The organism is Streptomyces flavalbus, assembly GCF_042674625.1.
Lineage (GTDB): Bacteria > Actinomycetota > Actinomycetes > Streptomycetales > Streptomycetaceae > Streptomyces > Streptomyces flavalbus.
In genome coordinates this window covers 4705571-4731842 of the sequence record NZ_JBHTEB010000001.1, presented here as the reverse complement: position 1 = coordinate 4731842, position 26272 = coordinate 4705571, and the positions used below count along the sequence as shown (strand labels likewise).

The 26272-nt window shown below is 68.4% G+C and carries 20 protein-coding genes and 1 tRNA gene; 3 read left to right on the top strand and 18 right to left on the bottom strand.

All coding sequences use genetic code 11. From position 1 onward, the window contains the following. A complete protein-coding gene (locus ACFQZ6_RS21380; protein ID WP_381611500.1) occupies nt 1-1131 on the bottom strand; it encodes an acyltransferase family protein in 1131 nt (376 codons plus the stop codon). Between the two features lie 164 nt (nt 1132-1295). Here ACFQZ6_RS21380 and ACFQZ6_RS21375 point away from each other — a divergent pair, with 164 nt between their 5' ends. Both ACFQZ6_RS21375 and ACFQZ6_RS21370 read left to right on the top strand, forming a co-directional pair. Continuing rightward, on the top strand, nt 1296-2207 hold the full coding sequence (locus ACFQZ6_RS21375) for a LysR family transcriptional regulator (protein WP_381611499.1): 912 nt from the start codon (nt 1296-1298) through the stop codon (nt 2205-2207). A 129-nt stretch (nt 2208-2336) separates the two neighbouring features. Then, the gene (locus ACFQZ6_RS21370) at nt 2337-3716 is read left to right on the top strand and encodes a carbohydrate-binding protein (protein WP_381611497.1); all 1380 of its coding nucleotides are present in this window, start codon (nt 2337-2339) and stop codon (nt 3714-3716) included. A 68-nt stretch (nt 3717-3784) separates the two neighbouring features. On the opposite strand, the gene ACFQZ6_RS21365 is transcribed toward ACFQZ6_RS21370, so the two are convergent. The 17 genes from ACFQZ6_RS21365 to ACFQZ6_RS21285 form a co-directional block, all read right to left on the bottom strand. Next, on the bottom strand, nt 3785-5125 hold the full coding sequence (locus tag ACFQZ6_RS21365) for a hypothetical protein (RefSeq protein ID WP_381611495.1): 1341 nt from the start codon (nt 5123-5125) through the stop codon (nt 3785-3787). A gap of 137 nt (nt 5126-5262) precedes the next feature. Beyond that, a complete protein-coding gene (tuf, locus tag ACFQZ6_RS21360) occupies nt 5263-6456 on the bottom strand; it encodes an elongation factor Tu (protein ID WP_381611493.1) in 1194 nt (397 codons plus the stop codon). Between the two features lie 156 nt (nt 6457-6612). Then, nucleotides 6613-8739: an elongation factor G gene (gene fusA, locus ACFQZ6_RS21355; RefSeq protein ID WP_381611491.1), complete on the bottom strand. Its 2127-nt coding sequence runs from the start codon at nt 8737-8739 to the stop codon at nt 6613-6615. A gap of 39 nt (nt 8740-8778) precedes the next feature. Then, entirely contained in the window at nt 8779-9249 is a 471-nt protein-coding gene (rpsG, locus tag ACFQZ6_RS21350) for a 30S ribosomal protein S7 (RefSeq protein WP_003998848.1), read from the bottom strand. A 2-nt stretch (nt 9250-9251) separates the two neighbouring features. Continuing rightward, a complete protein-coding gene (rpsL, locus tag ACFQZ6_RS21345) occupies nt 9252-9623 on the bottom strand; it encodes a 30S ribosomal protein S12 (RefSeq protein WP_003948652.1) in 372 nt (123 codons plus the stop codon). A gap of 333 nt (nt 9624-9956) precedes the next feature. Continuing rightward, nucleotides 9957-10481: a DUF1707 and DUF4190 domain-containing protein gene (locus tag ACFQZ6_RS21340; protein WP_381611489.1), complete on the bottom strand. Its 525-nt coding sequence runs from the start codon at nt 10479-10481 to the stop codon at nt 9957-9959. 121 nt (nt 10482-10602) lie between these two features. Further along, nucleotides 10603-14502, bottom strand: coding sequence for a DNA-directed RNA polymerase subunit beta' (locus ACFQZ6_RS21335; RefSeq protein WP_381611487.1), 3900 nt, complete (start codon nt 14500-14502; stop codon nt 10603-10605). A 94-nt stretch (nt 14503-14596) separates the two neighbouring features. Then, entirely contained in the window at nt 14597-18076 is a 3480-nt protein-coding gene (gene rpoB, locus ACFQZ6_RS21330) for a DNA-directed RNA polymerase subunit beta (protein ID WP_381611485.1), read from the bottom strand. Nucleotides 18077-18644: 568 nt separating this feature from the next. Further along, complete coding sequence (gene rplL / locus ACFQZ6_RS21325; protein WP_189417941.1) at nt 18645-19034, bottom strand: 50S ribosomal protein L7/L12; 390 nt, start codon at nt 19032-19034, stop codon at nt 18645-18647. A gap of 114 nt (nt 19035-19148) precedes the next feature. Further along, nucleotides 19149-19679: a 50S ribosomal protein L10 gene (gene rplJ, locus ACFQZ6_RS21320; protein WP_381611483.1), complete on the bottom strand. Its 531-nt coding sequence runs from the start codon at nt 19677-19679 to the stop codon at nt 19149-19151. Nucleotides 19680-19988: 309 nt separating this feature from the next. Next, nucleotides 19989-20861, bottom strand: coding sequence for an LppX_LprAFG lipoprotein (locus ACFQZ6_RS21315; protein WP_381611481.1), 873 nt, complete (start codon nt 20859-20861; stop codon nt 19989-19991). Nucleotides 20862-20948: 87 nt separating this feature from the next. Then, nucleotides 20949-21776: a hypothetical protein gene (locus tag ACFQZ6_RS21310; RefSeq protein WP_381618510.1), complete on the bottom strand. Its 828-nt coding sequence runs from the start codon at nt 21774-21776 to the stop codon at nt 20949-20951. 180 nt (nt 21777-21956) lie between these two features. Continuing rightward, complete coding sequence (rplA, locus tag ACFQZ6_RS21305) at nt 21957-22682, bottom strand: 50S ribosomal protein L1 (protein WP_381611480.1); 726 nt, start codon at nt 22680-22682, stop codon at nt 21957-21959. Nucleotides 22683-22762: 80 nt separating this feature from the next. Next, nucleotides 22763-23197, bottom strand: coding sequence for a 50S ribosomal protein L11 (gene rplK / locus ACFQZ6_RS21300; protein ID WP_360225221.1), 435 nt, complete (start codon nt 23195-23197; stop codon nt 22763-22765). Nucleotides 23198-23366: 169 nt separating this feature from the next. Further along, a complete protein-coding gene (nusG, locus tag ACFQZ6_RS21295) occupies nt 23367-24212 on the bottom strand; it encodes a transcription termination/antitermination protein NusG (protein ID WP_381611477.1) in 846 nt (281 codons plus the stop codon). Between the two features lie 77 nt (nt 24213-24289). After that, nucleotides 24290-24577 carry a preprotein translocase subunit SecE gene (secE, locus tag ACFQZ6_RS21290; protein ID WP_381611475.1) on the bottom strand — a complete coding sequence of 96 codons (288 nt, stop codon included), beginning with the start codon at nt 24575-24577 and terminating at the stop codon, nt 24290-24292. 105 nt (nt 24578-24682) lie between these two features. Then, nucleotides 24683-24755 (bottom strand) — tRNA-Trp (locus tag ACFQZ6_RS21285). Nucleotides 24756-25025: 270 nt separating this feature from the next. Here ACFQZ6_RS21285 and ACFQZ6_RS21280 point away from each other — a divergent pair. Beyond that, a complete protein-coding gene (locus ACFQZ6_RS21280; RefSeq protein ID WP_381611473.1) occupies nt 25026-26252 on the top strand; it encodes a pyridoxal phosphate-dependent aminotransferase in 1227 nt (408 codons plus the stop codon). The last annotated feature ends 20 nt before the right edge of the window (nt 26253-26272 follow it).

Below are 26272 nucleotides of genomic sequence, written 5' to 3'. Positions count from 1 at the left end.
TCAAACCCCCCGCCCCCGCTCCACCGCCGCGTCCAACCCCCGCTTCACCGCCCGCCCCACCGGCCGTTCCACCCACCGGTGCACCGCCCAGCTCAGCCCTAGGAAACCGGCGACCAGCGCCGCGACCAGCAACCGTGCGTCCAGCACGTCACGCAACCGCGCGATCAGTGACGTACCGGCGACGTAGTGCAGCAGGTACAGCGGGTACGTCAGCGCGCCCGCCGTCACCAGCCAGCGCGCCCGTACCCGGTCGGTGTAGCCCAGCGCGACCGCCACCATGAGCAGCAGGAAGGCGGAGTAGATCAGTACCGCCCCGCGCCAACTGCTGACCTGCTCGTACGCCACCCGCTCGCCCAGTTCCAGCTGCCCCATGAGGTAGGCCATGCCGAGGATGCCCCACAGCAGCAGGTCCTGGCCGAAGCGGTACATCAGGTACAGGGCGAGCCCGGCGATGAAGAACCACGCGCCGGACGGGTTCGCCACCAGCACCAGGAGCGGGAAGTCGGCCACCGGGGCGAGCATCGCCACCGCGCCCCAGACACAGCAGAACACCACCACCCTGCGGTAGGTGAGACCCATCGCCACGACCACCAGGAAGAGGAGGTAGAAGCGGAGTTCCGACCAGAGGGTCCAGTAGACGAGGTCCACGTGCGGGACGCCCGAGCCCTGCTGGAGCATCGTCAGGTTCAGCAGCACCTCCCGCACCGGCAGGCGGGGCCATACTCCCGGCAGCAGCGCCACCACCCCGGTGGTGAACAGCACCGCGAACCAGTACGCCGGGTAGAGGCGGATCACCCGGGAGACGAAGAACTGCCTCGGCGTGCGGCCCCAGCACGACATGCAGATCACGAAGCCGCTGATGACGAAGAAGATCTCCACGCCGATCCAGCCGAAGGACGCCACCCGGAACCAGTTCGGGACGATCTCCGACACCGGGCGGTCCCAGATCGGGTTGCCCGGCTCGTTGGTCCGTCTGGTGCCGACGTAGTGGTGCAGGACCACCATCAGCGCCGCCGCCAGCCGGATGCCGTCGATCAGGTGGAGCCGGGGCCGCCCCCGCGCGGCGGGCACGACCCGTGGGCGGTGGGAGGCGGCGGGGCGGTCGGCCAGCGCGACGCCCCCGGAAACCATCGACGATCCACGAAACACCCACAGCACGCTAGGGGGTACGCGCCCCGCCCGGCGCCCGGGAACACGCGGATTCACACGGAGGGGGAGCGTTCCTCCACACCGCCGTCACCACTGGTCCGGACCAAAGTCTTGCCTCGCCCCGGCGGACGGCCCAAGCTCCCTTCATGGAGCTGGAGTTGCGGCATCTCAGAACCGTCCGCGCCATCGCCGACGCAGGCAGCCTCACTCGGGCCGCGACGGCGCTCGGCCTCGCACAGCCCGCGCTGAGCGCGCAGCTCAAGCGCATCGAACGCGCCCTCGGCGGCCCTCTCTTCGAACGCCACCGACACGGAGTGCGCGCCACCGCCCTCGGTGAACTCGTCCTCGACCACGCCCGGGTGCTGCTGCCCGCCGTCGCCGAGCTGCAACAGGAGGCGACCCGGTTCGCCCACGCGCCCCGGCACACCCCGCGGCTGCGCATCGGCGGCACCCACGGCCCCCTCCTCGGCGCCCTCCTCGACCGCCTCGCCCAGGCCGCCCCCGGCATCGACGTCACCACCCGCACCTCCTGGTCCGAGCGCGAACTGGCCGACCTGCTCGCGGAAGGGCGCCTCGACTACGCCCTCACCGGCACCTGCGGCTCCGCTCCCCCGCCCGGCCCCGACCGGCTCACCTGGCGGGAAATCGCCGTCGACCCGGTGTGTGTGATGCTCGCGGACGACCATCCGCTCGCGCACACCGACCCGATCGAGCTGGCCGAACTCGCCGGGCAGGAGTGGGCCTGCGTCCCCGGCGACAGTTGCTTCGCCGACTGCTTCACCGCCGCCTGCGCCCGCGCCGGGTTCACCCCACGGCGCCTGTACGAGACGGACACCGCGTCCTGCGTGCACCTCGCCCAGGTCGGCCGGGCGGTCGGCCTGTGCCGGGCCACCTTCCCCAGCACCCCCGGCATCACCGTCCGCCCGCTCGCCGGTACGCCGCTGACCTGGCGGCACCTGCTCGGCTGGCACCCGGCGACCCAGCACCCCGACACCGCCGCCCAGGTCCTCGCCCAGGCCCGCGCCGCCCACCCGACGCTGGCCACATCGCGCCCATAACGCCGTGCAGGGGGCCAACTGATTCCTTACGCCCCGGCGCGCACGCTCCCTACGGTTTCGGCACCTCCGTACCTCCCCGGCACCACACCACACGACCCACGGAGCCGAAACCTAGGAGAGAACCTCCCCATGCCCCCACGTTCACGTCACACCAGAGCCGTCTGCGCCGCCGCCGCGGCCACCGGCGCGCTCCTGCTCACCGGCCTGACCGGCGGCTCCGCCAGCGCGGGCACCGCCCCCACCGCCCCCACCGCCCCCACCGCCGCCGAGACCCTCCGCACCGACCAGGCCCCGCCCGCCCTGCTGCGCGCCATGCAGCGCGACCTCGGCCTCACCGCCGACCAGGCCCGCCACCGCCTCGCCAACGAGGCCGACGCGGGCGCCACCGCGGGACGGCTGCGCGTCGCCCTCGGCGCCGACTACGCGGGCGCCTGGGTCAGCGGCACCGACTCCGGCACCCTCACCGTCGCCACCACCGACCCCGCCGACACCGCGGCCATCGCCCGGCAGGGCGCCCGCGCCACCGTCGTACGGCACTCCCTGAGCGCCCTCGACGCCGCGAAGGCCCGCCTCGACCGGGTGGCCACCAGCGGGCGCGACACCTCCGCCACCCCGGTCTGGTACGTCGACGTCCGCGGCAACTCCCTCGTCGTGCGGGCGGAACGCGCCGACGCCGCCCGCGACCTGCTGCGCGCCGCGGGCGTCGACGCCTCCCTCGCCCGGGTCACCAAGTCGGTCGAGCGGGTCCGCCCGCTGTACGACCTGCGCGGCGGTGAGGCGTACTACATCAACGGCAGCGGCCGGTGCTCCATCGGCTTCCCCGTCACCCGCGGCACCCAGCAGGGCTACGCCACCGCCGGGCACTGCGGCCGGGCCGGGGCCAGCACCAGCGGCTACAACCAGGTCGCGCAGGGCACCTTCCAGGCGTCCACCTTCCCCGGCCGGGACACCGCGTGGGTGGCCACCAACTCCAACTGGACCGCCACCCCGTACGTCAAGGGCTCGGGCGGGCAGAACGTGCAGGTCGCCGGGTCCACGCAGGCGCCCGTCGGCTCCTCGGTGTGCCGCTCCGGCTCCACGACCGGCTGGCACTGCGGCACCATCCAGCAGCTCAACACCAGCGTCACCTACCCCGAGGGCACCATCACCGGCGTCACCCGCACCTCGGTGTGCGCCGAGCCCGGCGACTCCGGCGGCTCCTACATCTCCGGCAGCCAGGCCCAGGGCGTGACCTCGGGCGGCTCGGGCAACTGCTCCTCCGGCGGGACGACGTACTTCCAGCCGATCAACCCCCTGCTCCAGGGGTACGGCCTCACCCTGAAGACCACCACCGGGGGCGGCGACCCCGGCGACCCCGGTGAGCCCGGCGGCACCTGGGCGGTCGGGACCGTCTACCAGCCCGGCGACACGGTGACCTACGGCGGCGCCACCTACCGCTGCCTCCAGGGCCACCAGGCGCAGCCCGGCTGGGAGCCCCCGAACGTCCCCGCGCTCTGGCAGCGCGCGTAACGACCACCCAGGGGGGTGGAAGGGGCCCGTACGACACCTGACGTCGTACGGGCCCCTCTTCCGCGCACTCAGGTGGTGCCGAGGTCGGCCCCCTTGCGGGCGATCCAGCCCCGCGTCACCAGGTGCACCGCCACCGCCACCAGCAGCGCCCCGAGGAACACCACCGTCGCGCCGACCACGTCCTCCATGACCTCCGGCGCCGTCACCATCACCCCGGCCAGCGCCAGCATCACCGTGCCGCTCAGCAGCTTCAGCAGCCGTCCGTGCTTCTCCTGGAGCTTCGCCGCCCGCATCGTCACCACGGCCGCGCAGAACACCAGGAACTCGTCGATGAGGAACGGGATCATGTAGAGCGCGTACAGCCCGGCCGCCTCCGCGAACGGCACGTCCCGCGCCGCGAGCATCCCCGTCCACATCACCGGGAACCCGGCCGTGCACGGCGTCTCCAGCAGCGACACCGCCACCGCCAGCGCGGTCGTCGCCGCGAGCGCGGGCAGCAGCGAACGGTGCAGGGCGATGGACCGCATCCGCTTGTAGAGGGCGGGCTTGCGGGCCTCCGGGATGGACAGGGTGGCGCCCTTGCGGAACCAGAAGTAGTCCTTGACGCTCAGCAGCCCGAAGACCCCGGCGAGGACCGCGATGCCGACCTGGATGGCGTCGAGGAAGCCCACGACGCTCAGCGCGCTGTAGATCCCGGCCATGTAGACGGCGTACATCCCCGCGGTGACCAGCAGGAACACCGTGCCCACCGCGAGCACCCGGCGGCGGCTGCCGGTGCGCAGCACGATCGCCAGCAGGATGGAGATCGCCCACAGCGAGCAGGGGTTGATGCCGTCGACGAAGCCGATCACCAGGGTGGAGACGACCAGTGACTGGTCGGCGAGTTCCACGCTCCCGACGAGCGGTACGTCGACCTTGTTGCTCTCCTTCTGGACCTCGCACTTCTCGGTGATGTCGCACGTCGACGACGACCCGCCGGTGCCGTACACGCCCGCGGGGACGGGCTCGCCGCGCAGCGCGCCCTCCAGGACCTCGCGCAGGTCGTCCTCGATGGCGTCGGTCCAGCCGACCCAGGCCCGTTCACCGACGAAGGTGGCGGGGACCGCGGTGGCCTTGATGCCGTGCCGGTCGGCGTACTCCTTGAACAGGCCGCGGTTGCCCGTGTTGTTCCAGACCTCGTACTGGACGACCTCCAACCGCGGGTGGTCCGCGCCGAAGTCCTCCAGGAAGGCGCGCTCGGCCTTGCACTTGGGGCAGGTCTGGCCCCAGAAGAGGGTGAGGGTGACCGGCTGCTCCCCGGCGGGGCTCGCCACCGCCGGGGAGGCGGAGGGAAACAGGGTGAACAGGGCGGCGAGCAGCAGGAGCAGCGCGGCACCAAGGCCGCGCCTGAGGTGTATCGGTGGCGTCACGCTCCCACTCTCGGCGAGCGTGACCGCCCGGTGCCCGGGGCCGAAGGTCCTGCCCCCATGGCAAAAGGGCCCGTACGACCGAAGTCGTACGGGCCCTTTCGAGCACTCAGGTCAGACGACCCTCAAGCAAGTGGTACTTACTTGACGATCTTGGTGACCTGGCCGGCGCCCACGGTCCGGCCACCCTCACGGATGGCGAACTTCAGGCCCTCCTCCATGGCGACGGGCTGGATCAGCTCGACGCGCATCTCGGTGTTGTCGCCCGGCATGACCATCTCGGTGCCCTCGGGGAGGTGCACGACACCGGTCACGTCAGTCGTACGGAAGTAGAACTGCGGGCGGTAGTTGTTGAAGAACGGGGTGTGGCGGCCACCCTCGTCCTTCGACAGGATGTAGGCCTGGGCCTCGAACTCGGTGTGCGGGGTGACAGAGCCCGGCTTGATGATGCACTGGCCGCGCTCGACGTCCTCGCGCTTGATGCCGCGGAGCAGCAGACCGACGTTCTCACCGGCCTGGCCCTCGTCGAGCAGCTTGCGGAACATCTCGATACCGGTGACCGTGGTGGTGGTCTTCTCGGTCTTGATGCCGATGATGTCGACGGTCTCGTTGACCTTCAGGACACCACGCTCGATACGGCCGGTGACGACCGTACCGCGACCGGTGATCGTGAAGACGTCCTCGATGGGCATGAGGAACGGCTTGTCGACGTCACGCTCGGGCTGCGGGACGGACTCGTCGACAGCCTTCATCAGGTTGAGGACGGAGTCGACCCACTCCTGCTCGCCCTCGAGGGCCTTGAGCGCGGAGACGCGGACGACCGGCAGGTCGTCGCCCGGGAACTCGTACTCGGAGAGCAGCTCACGGACCTCGAGCTCGACGAGCTCCATGATCTCCTCGTCGTCCACCATGTCGGCCTTGTTCAGGGCGACGACGATGTACGGGACGCCGACCTGGCGGGCCAGGAGCACGTGCTCCTTGGTCTGCGGCATCGGGCCGTCGGTGGCGGCGACCACCAGGATGGCGCCGTCCATCTGGGCGGCACCGGTGATCATGTTCTTGATGTAGTCCGCGTGACCCGGGCAGTCGACGTGGGCGTAGTGACGCGCCTCGGTCTGGTACTCGACGTGCGCGATGGAGATGGTGATACCGCGCTGGCGCTCCTCGGGCGCCTTGTCGATGTTGTCGAACGGGGTGGCCTCGTTCAGGTCCGGGTACGCGTCGTGCAGCACCTTGGTAATGGCGGCCGTGAGGGTCGTCTTACCGTGGTCGATGTGACCGATGGTGCCGATGTTGACGTGCGGCTTAGTCCGCTCGAACTTCGCCTTCGCCACTGGGGTCCTCCTGTGGAGTGGTTCTGTACGCCTTACTTCATCGGCGCCAGGTGATCTTTGCTGTTAGGTCCCGGGCCTCGGGCCATTCCGCCAGCAATGCGGAGGAATGGCCCGGGAGGCACCGGAGTCAAGCCTACGGCGTTCGGACGAGGTCCGTTACTCGCCCTTGGCCTTCGCGATGATCTCCTCGGCGACGTTCCGCGGAACCTCGGCGTAGGAGTCGAACTGCATCGAGTAGCTCGCGCGACCCGACGTCTTGCTGCGGAGGTCGCCGACGTAGCCGAACATCTCCGACAGGGGCACGAGGCCCTTGACGACGCGGGCACCCGCCCGCTCCTCCATGGCCTGGATCTGGCCACGGCGGGAGTTGATGTCGCCGATGACGTCACCCATGTAGTCCTCGGGCGTGGTGACCTCGACGGCCATCATCGGCTCCAGGAGCACGGGGGACGCCTTGCGCGCGGCCTCCTTGAAGGCCTGCGAACCGGCGATCTTGAACGCCAGCTCGGAGGAGTCCACCTCGTGGTAGGCACCGTCGAGCAGCGTCACACGGACACCGGTCATCTCGTAACCGGCGAGGATGCCGAACTGCATGGCCTCCTGCGCACCGGCGTCGACCGAGGGGATGTACTCCTTGGGGATACGTCCACCGGTGACCTTGTTGATGAACTCGTACGAGGCGTCGCCGCCCTCGATCGGCTCGATCGCGATGATGACGCGCGCGAACTGGCCGGTGCCACCCGTCTGCTTCTTGTGGGTGAACTCGACCTTCTCGACCGACTTGCGGATGGTCTCGCGGTACGCGACCTGCGGCTTGCCGACGTTGGCCTCGACCTTGAACTCGCGCTTCATGCGGTCGACGAGCACCTCGAGGTGAAGCTCGCCCATACCGCCGATGACGGTCTGGCCGGTCTCCTCGTTGGTGTGCACCTGGAAGGAGGGGTCCTCCTCCGCGAGCCGCTGGATGGCGACACCCAGCTTCTCCTGGTCGCCCTTCGACTTCGGCTCGATGGCGACCTCGATGACCGGCGCCGGGAAGTCCATGGACTCCAGGATCACCGGGTTCTTCTCGTCGGCCAGCGTCTCACCGGTCGTGGTCTGCTTCAGACCCATGACGGCGACGATGTCACCGGCGCCCACCGACTCGATCTCCTCACGCTTGTTGGCGTGCATACGGTAGATCTTGCCGATGCGCTCCTTGCGGCCCTTGACGGAGTTCAGTACGGCGGTGCCGGACTCCAGGCGGCCGGAGTACACGCGGACGAAGGTGAGCTTGCCGAGGTGCGGGTCGCTCATGATCTTGAACGCCAGCGCCGCGAGCGGCTCGTCGTCGGACGGCTTGCGCGCGATGACCTTCTCCGGGTCCTTCACGTCGTGGCCCTCGATGGCCTCGACGTCCAGGGGGGAGGGCAGGTAGCGCACGACCGCGTCGAGCAGGGGCTGGACGCCCTTGTTCTTGAAGGCGGTGCCGCAGAACACGGGGGTGACGGTGGTGCCGCCGCCCTTGCCGGAGGCGATGGTGATACGGCGGATCGCCGCGTACAGCTGCTCCACGGAGGGCTCCTCGCCCTCCAGGTACAGCTCCATCAGCTCCTCGTCGTTCTCGGCCACGGCCTCCAGGAGCTTGCCGCGGTACTCCTCGGCGGCCTCCAGGTGGGTGTCCGGGATGTCGACGACGTCGTACATCTCGCCCTTGGTGGCCTCCGCGGACCAGACCAGGGCCTTCATCGTCACGAGGTCGATGACGCCCTTGAAGTCGGCCTCCGCGCCGATCGGCAGCTGCATGACCAGCGGCTGCGCGCCCAGACGGTCGGAGATCATGTCGACGCAGCGGTGGAACTCGGCACCGGTGCGGTCGAGCTTGTTGACGAAGCAGATACGCGGAACGCCGTAGCGGTCCGCCTGACGCCACACCGTCTCGGACTGGGGCTCGACGCCGGCGACGCCGTCGAACACCGTCACGGCACCGTCGAGCACGCGCAGCGAACGCTCCACCTCGACGGTGAAGTCGACGTGGCCCGGCGTGTCGATGATGTTGATGGTGTGGTCGACGTCTTCCAGCGGCCAGTGGCAGGTGGTGGCAGCAGAGGTGATCGTGATGCCACGCTCCTGCTCCTGCTCCATCCAGTCCATGGTGGCAGCGCCGTCGTGGACCTCACCGATCTTGTAGGAAACGCCGGTGTAGAACAGGATCCGCTCGGTGGTGGTCGTCTTGCCCGCGTCGATGTGGGCCATGATGCCGATGTTGCGCACCCTGGCCAGGTCAAGCGAAGTGGTAGCCATAAGGCTTCAGTCTTCTCTCGGTCTCGATGTGGGTAGCGACTACCAGCGGTAGTGCGCGAAGGCCTTGTTGGACTCGGCCATCTTGTGCGTGTCCTCGCGCTTCTTGACGGCCGCACCGAGGCCGTTCGAAGCGTCGAGAAGCTCGTTGAGCAGACGCTCGGTCATGGTCTTCTCGCGACGGGCGCGGGAGTAACCGACCAGCCAGCGCAGCGCCAGGGTGTTGGCGCGGCCGGGCTTGACCTCGACCGGCACCTGGTAGGTGGCGCCACCGACACGGCGGGACTTGACCTCAAGGGTCGGCTTGATGTTCTCCAGAGCGCGCTTCAGCGTGATGACCGGGTCGTTGCCGGTCTTCTCGCGCAGGCCCTCCATGGCGCCGTAGACGATGCGCTCGGCGGTGGAGCGCTTGCCGTTCAGCAGCACCTTGTTGATCAGGGAGGTCACCAGAGGGGAGCCGTAGACCGGGTCGATGATGACCGGGCGCTTCGGGGCGGGGCCCTTACGAGGCATTCTTACTTCTCCTTCTTGGCGCCGTAGCGGCTGCGGGCCTGCTTGCGGTTCTTGACACCCTGGGTGTCGAGCGAGCCGCGGATGATCTTGTAGCGAACACCCGGCAGGTCCTTCACACGGCCACCACGCACGAGCACGATGGAGTGCTCCTGCAGGTTGTGTCCCTCACCCGGAATGTAAGCGGTGACCTCGATCCCGCTGGTCAGACGCACACGCGCGACCTTACGCAGGGCCGAGTTCGGCTTCTTCGGGGTGGTCGTGAACACACGCGTGCAGACGCCGCGACGCTGAGGGGAACCCTCGAGTGCGGGCGTCTTGTTCTTCTCGACCTTGTCCTGCCGGCCCTTGCGGACCAGCTGCTGGATCGTAGGCACTACTTCTCCGGTTTCTGTGTGCCGATGGGTACAGCTAACCTGGAACGTCTCCGACCCACGCGGTCGGGTGTGTCGAATCCCGCGGACCTCCGCCGCCAGGCGGGAAGAAGCGCGATTTCGGTGGCCGCTCACGGCCCCGCAGTGCGGTGTGAAGGCACGCACGAGGGCCAGGGCACACCCCAGGCACAAGGTCTGAGCGTACCTACCTCATTCGCTGTGGTCAAAACAAATGGGCGGGCCCACCCGAGCCGCACGAATCATGCCAAAGCCCAGCCCCTCGGATGATCTTCGAATCCCTGGTACGCCCTTCCTCGCGCCCGGCGTTTGCCCAGGTCAGCCGCCCGAGGCCAGCGCCGCCACGAAAACCAGCGTCAGCATCAGCGCCCAGCCCGCCACCGACAGCCAGCCGAGCACCAGCCCCGTCATCGCGAACCCCTCGCCGCCTTCACCGGTGCGCCGCATCTCGCTGCGGGCCGTGTGCCCGAGGATCACCGCGGGGATACCGGTGGCGCCGAGCGTCACCACCGTGAGCACCCCGCAGACCATGGCGCCGACGGCCTTGCCGTTGACCGGCGGCTGCGGTGCGGGCAGGAAGGTCCGCGGCACGGGCTGCTGCACGGGCCCGGCGAACGGCATGGGCCCCTGCGGCAGGTCGGCGACCAGCAGGGCCAGCTCCCCCACCGTACGGGCCTGGTAGGCCCGCGCCACCCGCTTCTCCAGCTCGTCCTCCAGCAGCCTCCCCTCGCCGTACCCCGCTCTGAGCACGTCCACGGCCCGCTCACGGTCGGCGTGCGAGGCGAGCATCGACGCATGACCGCTCTGCGGCTGCCACTGCCGCCACGGCGACGGTTCGGACATGGGCGCCTCCCAGCCGATTGCGACCCCTTGCCCCCTTCAACGCCCATTGCTCCGGATCGGTTCCGGATACGCCGAAGGGCGGCCACCCCTGACGAGGTGACCGCCCTTCGAAACGACTTGCCTACTGGTTGTACGGACCGTAGTCGTAGTCCTCCAGCGGCACGGCCTGGCCGGAGCCCGTGCCGAACGGCGAGTAGTCGATGTCGTCGTAGCCGACGGCCGAGTACATCGCGGCCTTGGCCTCCTCGGTCGGCTCCACCCGGATGTTGCGGTAGCGGGACAGACCCGTACCGGCCGGGATGAGCTTACCGATGATGACGTTCTCCTTGAGGCCGATGAGCGAGTCGGACTTGGCGTTGATCGCCGCGTCCGTGAGGACTCGCGTCGTCTCCTGGAAGGACGCCGCCGACAGCCAGGACTCGGTCGCCAGCGAGGCCTTGGTGATACCCATGAGCTGCGGACGACCGGAGGCCGGGTGACCGCCCTCCTGGACCACACGACGGTTCTCGGTCTCGAACTTCGAGCGCTCGACCAGCTCACCGGGCAGCAGCTCGGCGTCGCCGGACTCGATGATCGTCACGCGGCGCAGCATCTGCCGGATGATGATCTCGATGTGCTTGTCGTGGATCGACACACCCTGCGAGTTGTAGACCTTCTGGACCTCGCCGACCAGGTGGACCTGGACGGCCCGCTGGCCCAGGATGCGCAGCACGTCGTGCGGGTTGGTGGCACCCACGGTGAGCTTCTGGCCCACCTCGACGTGCTCGCCCTCGGACACCAGGAGACGGGCGCGCTTCGAGATCGGGTACGCCGTCTCGTCGCTGCCGTCGTCCGGGGTGACGACGATCTTCTTGGTCTTCTCGGTCTCCTCGATCCGGACGCGGCCGGAGGCCTCGGAGATCGGGGCGACACCCTTCGGGGTACGGGCCTCGAACAGCTCGACGACACGCGGCAGACCCTGGGTGATGTCGTCACCGGCCACACCACCGGTGTGGAAGGTACGCATCGTGAGCTGGGTGCCGGGCTCACCGATGGACTGGGCGGCGATGATGCCGACCGCCTCACCGATGTCGACCAGCTTGCCGGTGGCCAGCGAGCGGCCGTAGCACATGGCGCAGGTGCCGACGGCGGACTCGCAGGTCAGGACCGAGCGGGTCTTGACCTCCTCGACGCCGTGCTTGACCAGCTCGTCGATGAGCACGTCACCGAGGTCGGTACCGGCCGGGGCCAGCACCTTGCCGTCGACGACGATGTCCTCGGCGAGGCAGCGCGCGTACACGGACGTCTCGACGTTGTCCGCCTTGATGAGGACGCCCTCGGCGTTGCGCTCGGCGATCGACAGCCGCAGACCGCGCTCGGTACCGCAGTCCTCCTCGCGGATGATGACGTCCTGCGAGACGTCGACCAGACGACGGGTGAGGTAGCCGGAGTCGGCGGTACGCAGGGCGGTGTCCGCCAGACCCTTACGGGCACCGTGCGTGGCGATGAAGTACTCCAGCACGGTGAGACCGTCGCGGTACGACGCCTTGATCGGCCGCGGGATGGTCTCGTTCTTGGCGTTGGACACCAGACCGCGCATACCGGCGATCTGACGGAGCTGCATCATGTTTCCTCGCGCGCCGGACTCGATCATGATGAAGATCGAGTTGGTGCGCGGGAAGTTCCGCTGCATCGCCTCGGCGACCTCGCTGGACGCCTTGTTCCAGATGACGATCAGTTCCTGCGTGCGCTCTTCCTTGGTGACGAGACCACGCTCGAACTGCTTCTGGATCTTCAGCGCCTGGTCCTCGTACCGCTCCAGGATCTGCGGCTTCTCCGGCGGACCGACGATGTCGGAGAAGGCCACGGTGACGCCGGAACGGGTGGCCCAGAAGAAGCCCGCCGCCTTCAGGTTGTCGAGCGTCGCCGCCACGATGACCTTCGGGTAGCGCTCGGCCAGGTCGTTGACGATCTGGGAGAGCTGCTTCTTGCCGACCTCGTAGTCGACGAAGGGGTAGTCCTCGGGCAGCAGCTCGTTGAAGAGCGCGCGGCCCAGCGTGGTGCGCAGCGTGAAGCTGTCACCCTGCTGCCACTCCGGCTCGCCCTCCTCACGCGTCGGCGGGGTCCACCCGCGCGGCGGGATGGTGCCGACCGGGAAGCGGACGTCGATCTTCGACTGGAGCGACAGCTCGCCCGCGTCGAAGGCCATGATCGCCTCGGCCACGGACGCGAACGCCCGGCCCTCGCCCTTGACCTCACGGGCGTCGCTGTCGGTCGTCAGGAAGTACAGACCCAGCACCATGTCCTGGGTCGGCATCGTCACCGGACGGCCGTCGGCGGGCTTGAGGATGTTGTTCGAGGACAGCATCAGGATGCGGGCCTCGGCCTGCGCCTCCGCGGACAGCGGCAGGTGCACGGCCATCTGGTCACCGTCGAAGTCCGCGTTGAACGCGGTGCAGACGAGCGGGTGGATCTGGATGGCCTTGCCCTCGACGAGCTGCGGCTCGAAGGCCTGGATGCCGAGGCGGTGCAGGGTGGGGGCGCGGTTCAGCAGCACCGGGTGCTCGGCGATGACCTCTTCGAGGACGTCGTACACCACGGTCCGGCCGCGCTCCACCATGCGCTTGGCGCTCTTGATGTTCTGCGCGTGGTTCAGGTCGACCAGCCGCTTCATCACGAACGGCTTGAACAGCTCCAGCGCCATCGCCTTCGGCAGACCGCACTGGTGCAGCTTGAGCTGCGGGCCGACGACGATCACGGAACGGGCCGAGTAGTCGACGCGCTTGCCGAGCAGGTTCTGCCGGAAGCGGCCCTGCTTGCCCTTCAGCATGTCGCTGAGGGACTTCAGCGGGCGGTTGCCGGGACCGGTGACCGGACGGCCACGACGGCCGTTGTCGAACAGCGCGTCCACGGCCTCCTGGAGCATCCGCTTCTCGTTGTTCACGATGATCTCGGGCGCGCCGAGGTCGAGAAGCCGCTTCAGGCGGTTGTTGCGGTTGATGACACGGCGGTACAGGTCGTTCAGGTCGGAGGTCGCGAAGCGGCCACCGTCGAGCTGCACCATCGGACGCAGGTCCGGCGGGATGACCGGCACGCAGTCCAGCACCATGCCCTTGGGGCTGTTGCTGGTCTGCAGGAACGCGGAGACGACCTTCAGGCGCTTGAGCGCACGGGTCTTCTTCTGGCCCTTGCCGGTGCGGATGATCTCGCGGAGCTTCTCGGCCTCCTCGTCGAGGTCGAAGGACTCCAGCCGCTTCTGCAGCGCGGCGGCGCCCATCGAGCCGTCGAAGTAGGTGCCGAAGCGGTCGCGCAGCTCGCGGTAGAGCAGCTCGTCGCCCTCCAGGTCCTGGACCTTGAGGTTCTTGAACCGGTTCCACACCTCGTCGAGGCGGTCGATCTCGCGCTGCGCGCGGTCGCGGAGCTGCTTCATCTCACGCTCGGCGCCCTCGCGCACCTTGCGGCGCACGTCGGCCTTGGCACCCTCGGCCTCCAGCTCGGCCAGGTCGGTCTCGAGCTTCTTGGCGCGGGCCTCCAGGTCGGCGTCGCGGCGCTGCTCGATCTGCTGGCGCTCGACGGAGACGTGCGCCTCCAGCGAGGGCAGGTCGCGGGTGCGGCGCTCCTCGTCGACGAACGTGATCATGTACGCCGCGAAGTAGATGACCTTCTCCAGGTCCTTCGGGGCGAGGTCCAGCAGGTATCCGAGGCGCGAGGGAACGCCCTTGAAGTACCAGATGTGCGTGACGGGGGCGGCCAGCTCGATGTGGCCCATCCGCTCACGGCGCACCTTGGCACGCGTGACCTCGACGCCACAGCGCTCGCAGATGATGCCCTTGAAGCGGACGCGCTTGTACTTGCCGCAGTAGCACTCCCAGTCCCGGGTCGGACCGAAGATCTTCTCGCAGAAGAGCCCGTCCTTTTCCGGCTTGAGGGTGCGGTAGTTGATGGTCTCGGGCTTCTTGACCTCGCCGTGGCTCCACTGACGGATGTCGTCAGCGGTGGCCAGGCCGATCCGGAGCTCGTCGAAGAAGTTGACGTCGAGCACTATGCGTCAATCCCTCTCAGGGTCGTGAGTCTTTGGGTCTGATACGGGGGTCCTGGGGCCGGAGACCTCCGGGTGGAGGTCTCCGGAACTCCCGTCAGACCTCTTCGACGCTGCTCGGCTCGCGCCGGGACAGGTCGATGCCGAGCTCCTCCGCAGCGCGGAAGACGTCCTCGTCGGTGTCGCGCATCTCGATGGACATACCGTCGCTGGACAGCACCTCCACGTTCAGGCAGAGCGACTGCATCTCCTTGATGAGCACCTTGAAGGACTCGGGGATGCCGGGCTCGGGGATGTTCTCGCCCTTGACGATGGCCTCGTAGACCTTCACGCGGCCGGTGACGTCGTCGGACTTGATGGTCAGCAGCTCCTGGAGGGCGTAGGCGGCGCCGTACGCCTCCAGCGCCCACACCTCCATCTCGCCGAACCGCTGGCCACCGAACTGGGCCTTACCACCCAGCGGCTGCTGGGTGATCATCGAGTACGGGCCGGTCGAGCGGGCGTGCAGCTTGTCGTCGACCAGGTGGTGCAGCTTCAGGATGTACATGTAGCCGACCGAGATCGGGTCCGGGAACGGCTCACCCGAGCGGCCGTCGAACAGCCGCGCCTTGCCGGACGGCTGGACCATGCGGTCACCGTCGCGGTTGGGCAGGGTGTTCTCCAGCAGACCGGTCAGCTCGTCCTCACGGGCGCCGTCGAAGACCGGCGTCGCCACGTTCGTCCGGGGCTCGACCACGTCGGCGCCGATCTGCTGGAGGCGCTGCGCCCATTCGTCGGCGAGGCCGGAGACGTCCCAGCCCTGGCTGGCGAGCCAGCCGAGGTGGATCTCCAGGACCTGTCCCGGGTTCATTCGGGACGGCACACCGAGCGGGTTGAGGATGATGTCGACCGGGGTGCCGTCCTCCAGGAACGGCATGTCCTCGATCGGCAGGATCTTCGAGATGACGCCCTTGTTGCCGTGCCGGCCGGCGAGCTTGTCACCGTCGGTGATCTTGCGCTTCTGCGCCACGTACACGCGCACGAGCTGGTTGACACCGGGGGGAAGCTCGTCGCCCTCCTCGCGGTCGAAGACGCGGACGCCGATGACCTTGCCGGTCTCGCCGTGCGGCACCTTCAGCGAGGTGTCACGGACCTCACGGGCCTTCTCACCGAAGATCGCGCGCAGCAGGCGCTCCTCCGGGGTCAGCTCGGTCTCACCCTTGGGCGTGACCTTGCCGACGAGGATGTCACCGGCGATGACCTCGGCGCCGATGCGGATGATGCCGCGCTCGTCGAGGTCGGCGAGGACCTCCTCGGAGACGTTCGGGATGTCCCGGGTGATCTCCTCGGGGCCGAGCTTGGTGTCACGGGCGTCGACCTCGTGCTCCTCGATGTGGATCGAGGAGAGGACGTCGTCCTGCACGAGGCGCTGCGACAGGATGATCGCGTCCTCGTAGTTGTGACCCTCCCACGGCATGAACGCGACCAGCAGGTTCTTGCCGAGCGCCATCTCGCCGTTCTGGGTGGCCGGGCCGTCGGCGAGGACCTGGCCCTCGATGACGCGGTCGCCCTCGTTGACGATGACCTTCTGGTTGACCGAGGTGCCCTGGTTGGAGCGGGCGAACTTGGCCAGCCGGTAGGTGATGTACGTGCCGTCGTCGTTGGCGGTGGTGATGTAGTCCGCGGAGACCTCCTGGACCACACCGGCCTTCTCCGCCTTGACGACGTCACCGGCGTCGACCGCGGAGCGGTACTCCATGCCGGTGCCGACCAGCGGCGACTCCGCCTTGATGAGCGGAACGGCCTGGCGCATCATGTTCGCGCCCATGAGGGCGCGGTTGGCGTCGTCGTGCTCCAGGAACGGGATCATGGCGGTCGCGACCGACACCATCTGGCGCGGCGAGACGTCCATGTAGTCGACCTCGTCACCGGGGACGTAGTCGACCTCGCCGCCGCGGCGGCGCACCAGCACGCGCTCCGAGAAGTGCATGTCCTCGGTGAGCGGCGCGTTGGCCTGGGCGATGACGAAGCGGTCCTCCTCGTCGGCGGTCAGGTAGTCCACCTCGTCGGTGACCTGGCCCTCGACGACCTTGCGGTACGGCGTCTCGACGAAGCCGAACGCGTTGACCCGGCCGTACGAGGCGAGCGAGCCGATCAGACCGATGTTCGGGCCTTCGGGGGTCTCGATCGGGCACATGCGGCCGTAGTGCGACGGGTGCACGTCACGGACCTCGAAGCCCGCCCGCTCACGGGAGAGACCACCGGGACCGAGCGCCGACAGACGGCGCTTGTGGGTGAGACCCGACAGCGGGTTGTTCTGGTCCATGAACTGCGACAACTGGCTGGTGCCGAAGAACTCCTTGATGGAGGCGACGACCGGCCGGATGTTGATCAGCGTCTGCGGCGTGATCGCCTCGACGTCCTGGGTCGTCATGCGCTCGCGCACGACGCGCTCCATCCGCGCCAGACCCGTGCGGACCTGGTTCTGGATGAGCTCGCCGACGCTGCGCAGACGACGGTTGCCGAAGTGGTCGATGTCGTCGGTCTCGACGACGACCTTGTCGCCGTTGTCACCGACGGTCTCGGTCTCACCGGCGTGCAGCTTCACCAGGTACTTGATCGTCGCGATGATGTCCTCGACGGTCAGGATGCCCGCGTCCAGCGGGGTGTCCGTACCCAGCTTCTTGTTGACCTTGTAGCGGCCGACCTTGGCGAGGTCGTAGCGCTTGGGGTTGAAGTAGAGGTTCTCGAGCAGCGTCTGCGCGGCCTCACGCGTGGGGGGCTCGCCCGGACGCAGCTTGCGGTAGATGTCGAGCAGCGCGTCGTCCTGGCCCTGGGTGTGGTCCTTCTCCAGGGTGGCGCGCATGGACTCGTACTCGCCGAACTCCTCGAGGATCTGCTCGGTGGTCCAGCCGAGCGCCTTCAGCAGGACGGTCACGGACTGCTTGCGCTTGCGGTCGATGCGGACACCGACCATGTCGCGCTTGTCGATCTCCATCTCCAGCCAGGCACCCCGGGACGGGATGATCTTGGCGGAGAAGATGTCCTTGTCGGACGTCTTGTCGATGCTGGAGTCGAAGTACACGCCCGGCGAACGAACGAGCTGCGACACCACGACACGCTCGGTGCCGTTGATGACGAAGGTGCCCTTGTTCGTCATGAGCGGGAAGTCGCCCATGAAGACGGTCTGGGACTTGATCTCGCCGGTCTCGTTGTTGGTGAACTCGGCGGTGACGAAGAGCGGAGCCGCGTAGGTGAAGTCACGCTCCTTGCACTCGTCGATCGAGTTCTTCGGCGGCTCGAAACGGTGGTCGCGGAAGGTCAGCGACATCGACCCGCTGAAGTCCTCGATCGGGGAGATCTCTTCGAAGATCTCCTCGAGCCCGGACTTGGTGGGGACGTCCTGACCGTTGTCCAGAGCCCGCTCGACACGAGCCTTCCACGCGTCGTTGCCGAGCAGCCAGTCGAAGCTCTCGGTTTGCAGCGCAAGAAGGTTCGGAACCTCAAGCGGCTCCTTGATCTTTGCAAAGGAGATGCGCAGCGGGGCGGTGCTGGCGCCGTTGTTCGTATTCGCGGAGGCAGTGCGCGAGGCGGCCAAGAGGGGGTCCTTCCGAGGGCTCGGACTCACTACGCGCGTACCGGCCCCTCACCGCCGCAGGAGACAGAAATCCCAGGTCGGGGACTTACTGGTCATCGATGCTGAGGCGAGGGCAGACCCCTGGTGACGGGCAGGGGACAGCTAACAGGCAGCGCAAAGGGTCAGTGTAGCCACTTGGCACACTGATGTCCAGTGCGGGTCTTTGGCACCCGTGTTGGCCCTCGTTGTCCTCGTTGTTCTCGACACCTGCGACAAGGCCCTGCCCTCAACGCACGTTGATACTGCCCTCTTCGTCGCCGATCCATGCCTCGGATTCGGATCCTTGTGACGACGCGTCCTGAGAATTGCGCGCTGCGTGCGGTTCGTCAAGGCCCCCCAGTCCGAACCCCCTGCCCGAACGGGGCCACCCAGAGACACGACGAAGATCACCATACCCCTCGCGTACGCGGGTGCAAGGCAACCGTGGTCGCGCCCCCGAACACGCCGAAGAGCGACCACCCGGATGGATGATCGCTCTTCGGTACGTCGGTGTTACAGCCCGGCGAGGACCGCGGTCACCTCAGTGGTGTCACTTGACCTCGACGGAGGCGCCGGCGCCCTCAAGGGCCTCCTTGGCCTTGTCGGCGGCGTCCTTCGCGACCTTCTCCAGGACGGGCTTCGGGGCGCCGTCCACCAGGTCCTTGGCCTCCTTCAGGCCGAGCGAGGTCAGCTCACGCACGACCTTGATGACCTGGATCTTCTTGTCGCCGGCGCCGGTGAGGATGACGTCGAACTCGTCCTTCTCCTCGGCGGCCTCGGCGGCGGCGCCACCAGCGGCACCACCGGCGACGACGACCGGCGCGGCAGCGGCGGCGGTGACGTCGAACTTCTCCTCGAACGCCTTCACGAACTCGGAGAGCTCGATGAGGGTCATCTCCTCGAACTGCGCGAGCAGGTCTTCCTGGCTGAGCTTCGCCATGATGGCGGTCCTTCCACTAATTCGGCAGGTGCCGGATGTACTGGTGTGGCGGGCGTACGTCTGGCCCGCGACGGCCTCCGCGTTCAGGCAGCGGCGGCCGGGTTGCGAGCCGAGTTACTCGGCACCGCCCTGCTCGTCCTGCTTGGCACGGAGCGCGTCCACGGTGCGGACGAGCTTCGACGGCAGCGCCTGGAAGACGGAGGCAGCCTGGGACTGCTTCGCCTTGAAGGCACCGGCCAGCTTGGAGAGCAGAACCTCGCGGGACTCGAGGTCCGCAAGCTTCTTGATCTCGTCGGCGGACAGCGCCTTGCCGTCAAGGACACCGCCCTTGATGACGAGATTCGGGTTGTCCTTGGCGAAGTCGCGCAGACCCTTCGCCGACTCCACCGGGTCACCGGTGACGAAGGCGACCGCTGTCGGACCGTTGAACAGGTCGTCGAGCGTCGTGATCCCGGCCTCGTTGGCCGCAATCTTGGTCAGCGTGTTCTTCACCACGGCGTACTGGGCGTTCTCACCGAGCGACCGGCGCAGCGTCTTGAGCTGCGCCACGGTGAGACCGCGGTACTCGGTCAGCACGGCGGCGTTCGAGTTGCGGAACTGATCCGTCAGCTCGGCAACCGCGGCAGCCTTGTCGGGCCTCGCCATAGAGCCTCGGCCTCCTTCCGGGTGATTCGGACCGCGCGGACCCGAAGGAGGACTGGGAAAAACGAAACGCCCCGGCGCAGGCGCACGGGGCGGACTCGACCGGGCGGGCGTACGGCGGGCGCACGCACTCCGGGAGCTCTTCCACTGTCACCTGCGCGGGTCGTCCGCTGTTCAGCGGATCCTTCGGCCACCATGCCCTCGAACGAGCGCACGGCAACGACCAGCGGTCTTTGGCTTCGTGGACGAGAGTACGGGACCGGCTCGCCGTCAAGCAAATCCGGTCCCGGACGATCATCTCGCGGTCGCGGCTCAGCTCTCGGCCGCCGCGGCCTCCTCCATCGCCTCGGCGAAGTCGAAGGTGTCCGCGGCGGGCGGCGCCTCGACCTCCACCGGCTGGTTGTACTCCAGGAAGGTGATCGTCATGTCGAGCTGGCCGCTGTCGGTGTCACCCTGCATCCGGACCTGCTTGGCACGGTCCTCGCCGTCGATCCACAGGTCCATGTCGAGGGCGTCGACGCCCATCTTCTCGTACTGCTCGATGCTCTTCTCGCGCTGCTCGCGCAGGGCCTTGCCCTCGCCCTTGTTCGCCTTGCGGAGCTGGTCGAGGGTGACCGTGCCCTTGTAGTGGGTGGTCTTCACGCCCTCGACGGTCTCGGTGCCGACCTCCTCCACGTCCTCGGCGTCCGCGAGGAAGCTGGACTCGGCGTTGGGGTTCTGACCGGCCTGGCCCGCGCCCAGCTCGTTGAGCGGGTTCTCCTCGCCGAGCGCCGACAGGTCCATCTTCATCCAGCTCTTGCCGTCCATCTCCTTGGCCATCTCGGCGCCGCCGCCGATGTACATGACCTGGTCGACGAGCCGGATCTCGACCTTGCCGGACTCGCTGGCGGTGGCGCCGTCGACGGACATCTCCATGTCCATGGCCAGCGGGTCGATGGACATCGCCGCCTCGCCCTCGACCTCACCGGCGTCGGGGACCTCGCCGGTCATCCGGTACCGGAGGGACGTGATCTCCTCGGCGCTCTTCGCCGCCGCCGCGACCGCCGCCGCGGGCTCCATCTTCGGCGAGTCGCCGTCGCCGTCGCCGGAGGAGCAGCCGACCGCGCCCGCGGCCAGCAGCAGCGCGGAGACCCCGGCGCCCAGCGCGCCGCCCCGGACACGGCGGGTACGTATGGAAAGACTCATTGATTCCCCCCAAGGAACACATGGCCGATTCAACGAAACGTGAGCGTATCTCAGCGAGGTGACAGAGTCCGCCCGATTGCCGGTGCCTCAGGACCCCTGGCCCTGGCCGTCCAGCAGCTCGGTGAAGTCCACCGTGTCATCCGACGGCGGTCTCTCGACAGAGACCCGCACGCCGTAGTCGTCGTAGAAGGCGGTCTGCCGCAGCTCGCCCGTCTCCTCGAGCTGGCCCTTCTCCACCTTCTTGACCAGCAGGTTCCGCTCGTCGACCCAGATGTCGACGGACTGGGTGACGACCCCGGCGTCGGTGAGCCGCCGCTTCAGCGGGGAGTCGGCCAGCTCCGCCACCTCCAGCGTGCCCGAGTAGCGGGTGGCGGGGTGGCCGCCCACCGGGTCGGGGCCGACCCTGCGCGCGCTCTCGCAGGCCAGCAGCAGCTCTATCGGCTGGACCGGAGCCGTCCGCTCCAGCTCCTCCTTCAACTGCGCCCCGGAGCCGCCCGGCAGGTCCTTGAGGCTGTCGTGGTCGTACCTGATCCAGTGCCTGCCGTGTGTCCGGGCCGCGAAGGCGTCACCGAACCGGGCGTAGTAGGCGTCGGGCAGCAGCCGCGCCCGCATGGAGGCGCTGCCCAGCTCCCGCATGGTGTCGGCGACCTCCCCGCCGGTGTAGGTGAGGGTGAGGCGGCCCACGGGGCCCCTGGCCCAGGACAACAAGCCGGTGGTCTCCATGGAGAGCATCCGGCCCATGGCCGTCGTGGAGGTCACGCGGGCGGAACCGGCCTCTCCGGTCGCCTTCTCCACCGCGCGCAGCGCCTCCCGCACGGCGGCCGGGGCGCCGTCGGCGCTGCCGGTGGGCGCGGGTGTGGCGGTGGGCCCCGTCGGCGCGTCCGAGCCACCGGGCGAGCCGCAGGCGGCCATCATCACCAGCGCCACCGCGGCGACTGCCCGCCCCACCCGCCCGTACCTCACCTGTGCCCCCCTCGTCCGCCCGAGCCCCACCCCTTCACGCTAACCCGCGGGTACGACAACGGGCCCCGCACCTCGGAAGGTTGCGGGGCCCGTCGGCGGATTCGCGTGCGCGGACCGCGGTCGTCGTCAGGATCAGACGGCGGCCGGGTCCTCCTCGACGAGGAGGTTGCGGGTGCGGTTCGGGTCGACCGGGATGCCGGGGCCCATCGTGGTGGTGATGGCGGCCTTCTTGATGTAGCGACCCTTGGCGGCGGACGGCTTCAGACGGAGGATCTCCTCCAGCGCGGCGCCGTAGTTCTCCACCAGCTTGGTGTCGTCGAAGGACGACTTGCCGATGATGAAGTGCAGGTTCGAGTGCTTGTCGACGCGGAACTCGATCTTGCCGCCCTTGATCTCGGTGACGGCCTTGGCGACGTCGGGGGTGACGGTGCCGGTCTTCGGGTTCGGCATCAGACCACGCGGACCGAGCACGCGGCCGAGGCGGCCGACCTTGCCCATGAGGTCCGGGGTGGCGACGACGGCGTCGAAGTCCAGACGGCCCTTCGACACCTCGTCGATCAGTTCGTCGGCGCCGACGATGTCGGCGCCCGCGGCACGCGCGGCCTCGGCACGGTCGCCGGTCGCGAAGACCAGGACCCGGGCGGTCTTACCGGTGCCGTGCGGGAGGTTCACGGTGCCACGCACCATCTGGTCGGCCTTGCGCGGGTCGACGCCCAGACGGAAGGCGACCTCGACGGTGGAGTCGAACTTGGTCGTGGAGGTCTCCTTGGCGAGACGGACGGCCTCGAGCGGGGCGTAGAGCTTGTCCCGGTCGACCTTGGCGTCCGCAGCGCGGAGAGACTTGCTGCGCTTGCTCACTACTGCTCCTGGGTTTGCTGAGGAGTCGTGGTCCGGGCCGAGCAGGCCCTGCCACTCATCTGCTGATGGGGGGTTGGGACTCAGCCCTCGACCGTGACGCCCATGGAACGGGCGGTGCCGGCGATGATCTTCTCGGCGGCGTCCAGGTCGTTGGCGTTGAGGTCGGCCATCTTGGTGGTGGCGATCTCACGGACCTGCTCGCGGGTGATCTTCGCGACCTTGGTCTTGTGCGGCTCGCCGGAGCCCTTCTCCACGCCCGCGGCCTTGAGGATCATCTTCGCGGCCGGCGGGGTCTTGGTGATGAAGGTGAACGAACGGTCCTCGTAGACCGTGATCTCCACCGGGATGACCCAGCCACGCTGCGACTCGGTCGCGGCGTTGTAGGCCTTGCAGAACTCCATGATGTTCACGCCGTGCTGACCCAGCGCGGGGCCGACCGGCGGGGCCGGGTTGGCGGCACCGGCCTGGATCTGGAGCTTGATGAGCCCCGTGACCTTCTTCTTCTTGGGAGGCATGGCTCTCCGGGTCCTTTCGATTCGGGTCCTGCCCGCGTGCAAGGTCGCGACCCTGACGCAGGCATACCGCACAACGATAACGGGTATAGATGCGCGGCCAAAAACCGAGCAGGTCAGGCGCACGCTCGCACGTTGCCTGACCTGCGCGGAAGCAGTGGCTCCAGAAGGACTAGTTCTTCTGGATCTGGTCGAAGCTCAGCTCGACCGGGGTCTCACGCCCGAAGATCTCCACCAGACCCTTGACCTTCTTCGAGTCGGCGTTGATCTCGTTGATGGTGGCCTGGAGCGTGGCGAACGGGCCGTCGGTGACGGTGACCGAGTCGCCGACCTCGAAGTCCAGCACCTGGACCTCGACCTTGCGCTGCGGCGCGGGCTTGCCCTCGGCCTCGGCGGCCTCGCGGGCGGCCTTCTCCTCGGCCTCCGGGGCGAGCATCTTGACGATCTCGTCCAGCGTCAGCGGGTACGGGTCGTAGGCGTTGCCCACGAAGCCGGTGACACCGGGGGTGTTGCGGACGACACCCCAGGACTCGTTCGTCAGGTCCATGCGGACCAGGACGTAGCCCGGGAGCTTGTTCTGCTTGATCGTCTTGCGGTCGCCGTTCTTGATCTGGACGACCTCCTCCTGCGGCACCTCGGCCTGGAAGATGTAGTCCTCGACGTTCAGCGAGACGGCGCGCTGCTCCAGGTTGGTCTTCACGCGGTTCTCGTAACCGGCGTAGGTGTGGATGACGTACCACTCGCCGGGCAGGACGCGGAGTTCCTGGCGGAGCTTCTCGACCGGGTCGATGTCGGCCTCGGGCTCCTCGGCCTCGGCCGCCTCAGCGCCCTCGGCCTCCGCCTCGGCCGCCTCGTCCTCGTCCGTCTCCTCGTCGGCGGCGGTGTCCGCAGCCTCGGCCGCGTCGGCCTGGGTCTCGTCGACCTCGTCCGCGCCCGCGACGATGTCGAGATCGTCATCCACGGACTCGACGACGTCCTCGCGAGGCTCCATGGCGTCGTTCACGTTCGGGTCAGACACGGTGGCTGCTTCTTCCTGGATACATACGGGTGGAACACGCGAAAGGGGCGCCGATCACGGCGCCCTTCGCTTCTGGCTCAGCCGAAGACGTACTTGGCGGCGTGGTCGAGCCCATAGTCAATCACGGTCACCAGGCCGATCATCACGACCACGAAGAAGATGACCACGGTCGTGTAACGCGTGAGCTGGCTGCGCGTCGGCCAGACGACCTTGCGGAGTTCCGCGACGATCTGGCGGTAGAAGAGAGCGAGGCGCTTCAGCGGGCCCTTCTTGGCGCGCTTGCCACCCTTGCGGGTCTTCTTCCTCGACTCGGGAACCTCGTCCTGGGCATCAGGCGTGTCGAGGGAGCCCACGGCGTCCGACATTCATCCTCACCTGATCCCGGGTCGTGGCCGTGCCGCGCCCGGTCTGAGCCGCACGGCGGTGCAATGCTGTACGTACCTGCGCACACATCCTGGCGGTGTGTGTAGCAGGGCCGGAGGGACTTGAACCCCCAACCGCTGGTTTTGGAGACCAGTGCTCTACCAATTGAGCTACGACCCTTTGTGTCTCCCCCAACGTACCGCATCCGGACGGGTGCTCGGTGTGCACCCGATGAGCGCGGCTCGCTGAAGGCCAACGACGTGAGAGTGTACGTGCTCCTCGACCGATCGTCGAACAGAAAGTGCCCGTGAGGGCGTTACGGCGAGAAAGATCGCCTGATGGCGGCCGTTCCGGCGATCATTTCGGACGGCTGTCCGACGGTTTGCCCCGCGCTGTTCAGTTCGTGAAACCCGCGTGCCAGGGTCATTTCCGGTCTGAAACGATGGGCCCATGAGCGCTGCAACCCCTCCCACCGAGCGCCGGGTCTCCGCCCGAGTCGGCGCGATCTCCGAGTCCGCCACCCTCGCCGTCGACGCCAAGGCCAAGGCCCTCAAGGCCGCCGGGCGCCCGGTGATCGGCTTCGGGGCGGGCGAGCCCGACTTCCCGACCCCGGACTACATCGTCGAGGCGGCCGTCGAGGCCTGCCGGAACCCGAAGTACCACCGCTACACCCCGGCGGGCGGCCTGCCCGAGCTGAAGGCCGCGATCGCCGCGAAGACGCTGCGCGACTCCGGCTACGAGGTCGACGCGTCCCAGATCCTCGTCACCAACGGCGGCAAGCAGGCCATCTACCAGGCGTTCGCCGCGATCCTCGACCCGGGTGACGAGGTCATCGTCCCGGCGCCGTACTGGACGACGTACCCCGAGTCGATCCGGCTGGCCGGTGGTGTGCCGGTGGAGGTCGTCGCCGACGAGACGACCGGCTACCGAGTGAGCGTGGAGCAGTTGGAGGCGGCCCGCACCGAGAAGACGAAGGTCGTCCTCTTCGTGTCGCCGTCGAACCCGACCGGCGCCGTCTACACCGAGGCCGAGACCGAGGCGATCGGCCGCTGGGCCGTCGAGCACGGCCTGTGGGTGCTGACCGACGAGATCTACGAGCACCTGGTGTACGGCGACGCGGTCTCCGTGTCGCTGCCCGCCATCACGCCGGAGCTGCGGGACAAGTGCGTCGTGGTCAACGGCGTCGCCAAGACCTACGCGATGACCGGCTGGCGGGTGGGCTGGATCATCGGCCCGAAGGACGTGGTCAAGGCCGCGACGAACCTCCAGTCGCACGCCACGTCCAACGTCTCCAACGTCGCCCAGGTGGCGGCGCTCGCCGCGGTCTCCGGTGACCTGGACGCGGTGGCGGAGATGCGGGAGGCGTTCGACCGGCGCCGCAAGACGATCGTGCGGATGCTCAACGAGATCGACGGCGTGGTCTGCCCGGAGCCCGAGGGCGCCTTCTACGCCTACCCGTCGGTGAAGGCGCTGATCGGCAAGGAGATCCGCGGCAAGCGTCCGCAGGACACCGTCGAGCTGGCCGCGCTGATCCTGGAGGAGTCCGAGGTCGCGGTCGTCCCGGGCGAGGCGTTCGGTACGCCGGGCTACCTGCGGCTGTCGTACGCGCTCGGTGACGAGGACCTGGTGGAGGGCGTGAGCCGGATCCAGAAGCTGCTGGCCGAGGCGCGCGACTGAGCTGGTTCCATGGTGGGGGG

What these genes read in the sequence shown, in the direction of transcription:
- ACFQZ6_RS21380 (WP_381611500.1), bottom strand. Translation starts at nt 1,131, where the DNA reads ATGGTTTCCGGGGGCGTCGCGCTGGCCGACCGCCCCGCCGCCTCCCAC.
- ACFQZ6_RS21310 (WP_381618510.1), bottom strand. Translation starts at nt 21,776, where the DNA reads ATGATGGCCGCCTGCGGCTCGCCCGGTGGCTCGGACGCGCCGACGGGG.
- secE (WP_381611475.1), bottom strand. Translation starts at nt 24,577, where the DNA reads ATGTCGGACGCCGTGGGCTCCCTCGACACGCCTGATGCCCAGGACGAG.
- ACFQZ6_RS21280 (WP_381611473.1), top strand. Translation starts at nt 25,026, where the DNA reads ATGAGCGCTGCAACCCCTCCCACCGAGCGCCGGGTCTCCGCCCGAGTC.
- ACFQZ6_RS21370 (WP_381611497.1), top strand. Translation starts at nt 2,337, where the DNA reads ATGCCCCCACGTTCACGTCACACCAGAGCCGTCTGCGCCGCCGCCGCG.
- rpsG (WP_003998848.1), bottom strand. Translation starts at nt 9,249, where the DNA reads ATGCCTCGTAAGGGCCCCGCCCCGAAGCGCCCGGTCATCATCGACCCG.
- ACFQZ6_RS21375 (WP_381611499.1), top strand. Translation starts at nt 1,296, where the DNA reads ATGGAGCTGGAGTTGCGGCATCTCAGAACCGTCCGCGCCATCGCCGAC.
- ACFQZ6_RS21340 (WP_381611489.1), bottom strand. Translation starts at nt 10,481, where the DNA reads ATGTCCGAACCGTCGCCGTGGCGGCAGTGGCAGCCGCAGAGCGGTCAT.
- rplJ (WP_381611483.1), bottom strand. Translation starts at nt 19,679, where the DNA reads ATGGCGAGGCCCGACAAGGCTGCCGCGGTTGCCGAGCTGACGGATCAG.
- fusA (WP_381611491.1), bottom strand. Translation starts at nt 8,739, where the DNA reads ATGGCTACCACTTCGCTTGACCTGGCCAGGGTGCGCAACATCGGCATC.
- rplK (WP_360225221.1), bottom strand. Translation starts at nt 23,197, where the DNA reads ATGCCTCCCAAGAAGAAGAAGGTCACGGGGCTCATCAAGCTCCAGATC.
- rplL (WP_189417941.1), bottom strand. Translation starts at nt 19,034, where the DNA reads ATGGCGAAGCTCAGCCAGGAAGACCTGCTCGCGCAGTTCGAGGAGATG.
- ACFQZ6_RS21315 (WP_381611481.1), bottom strand. Translation starts at nt 20,861, where the DNA reads ATGAGTCTTTCCATACGTACCCGCCGTGTCCGGGGCGGCGCGCTGGGC.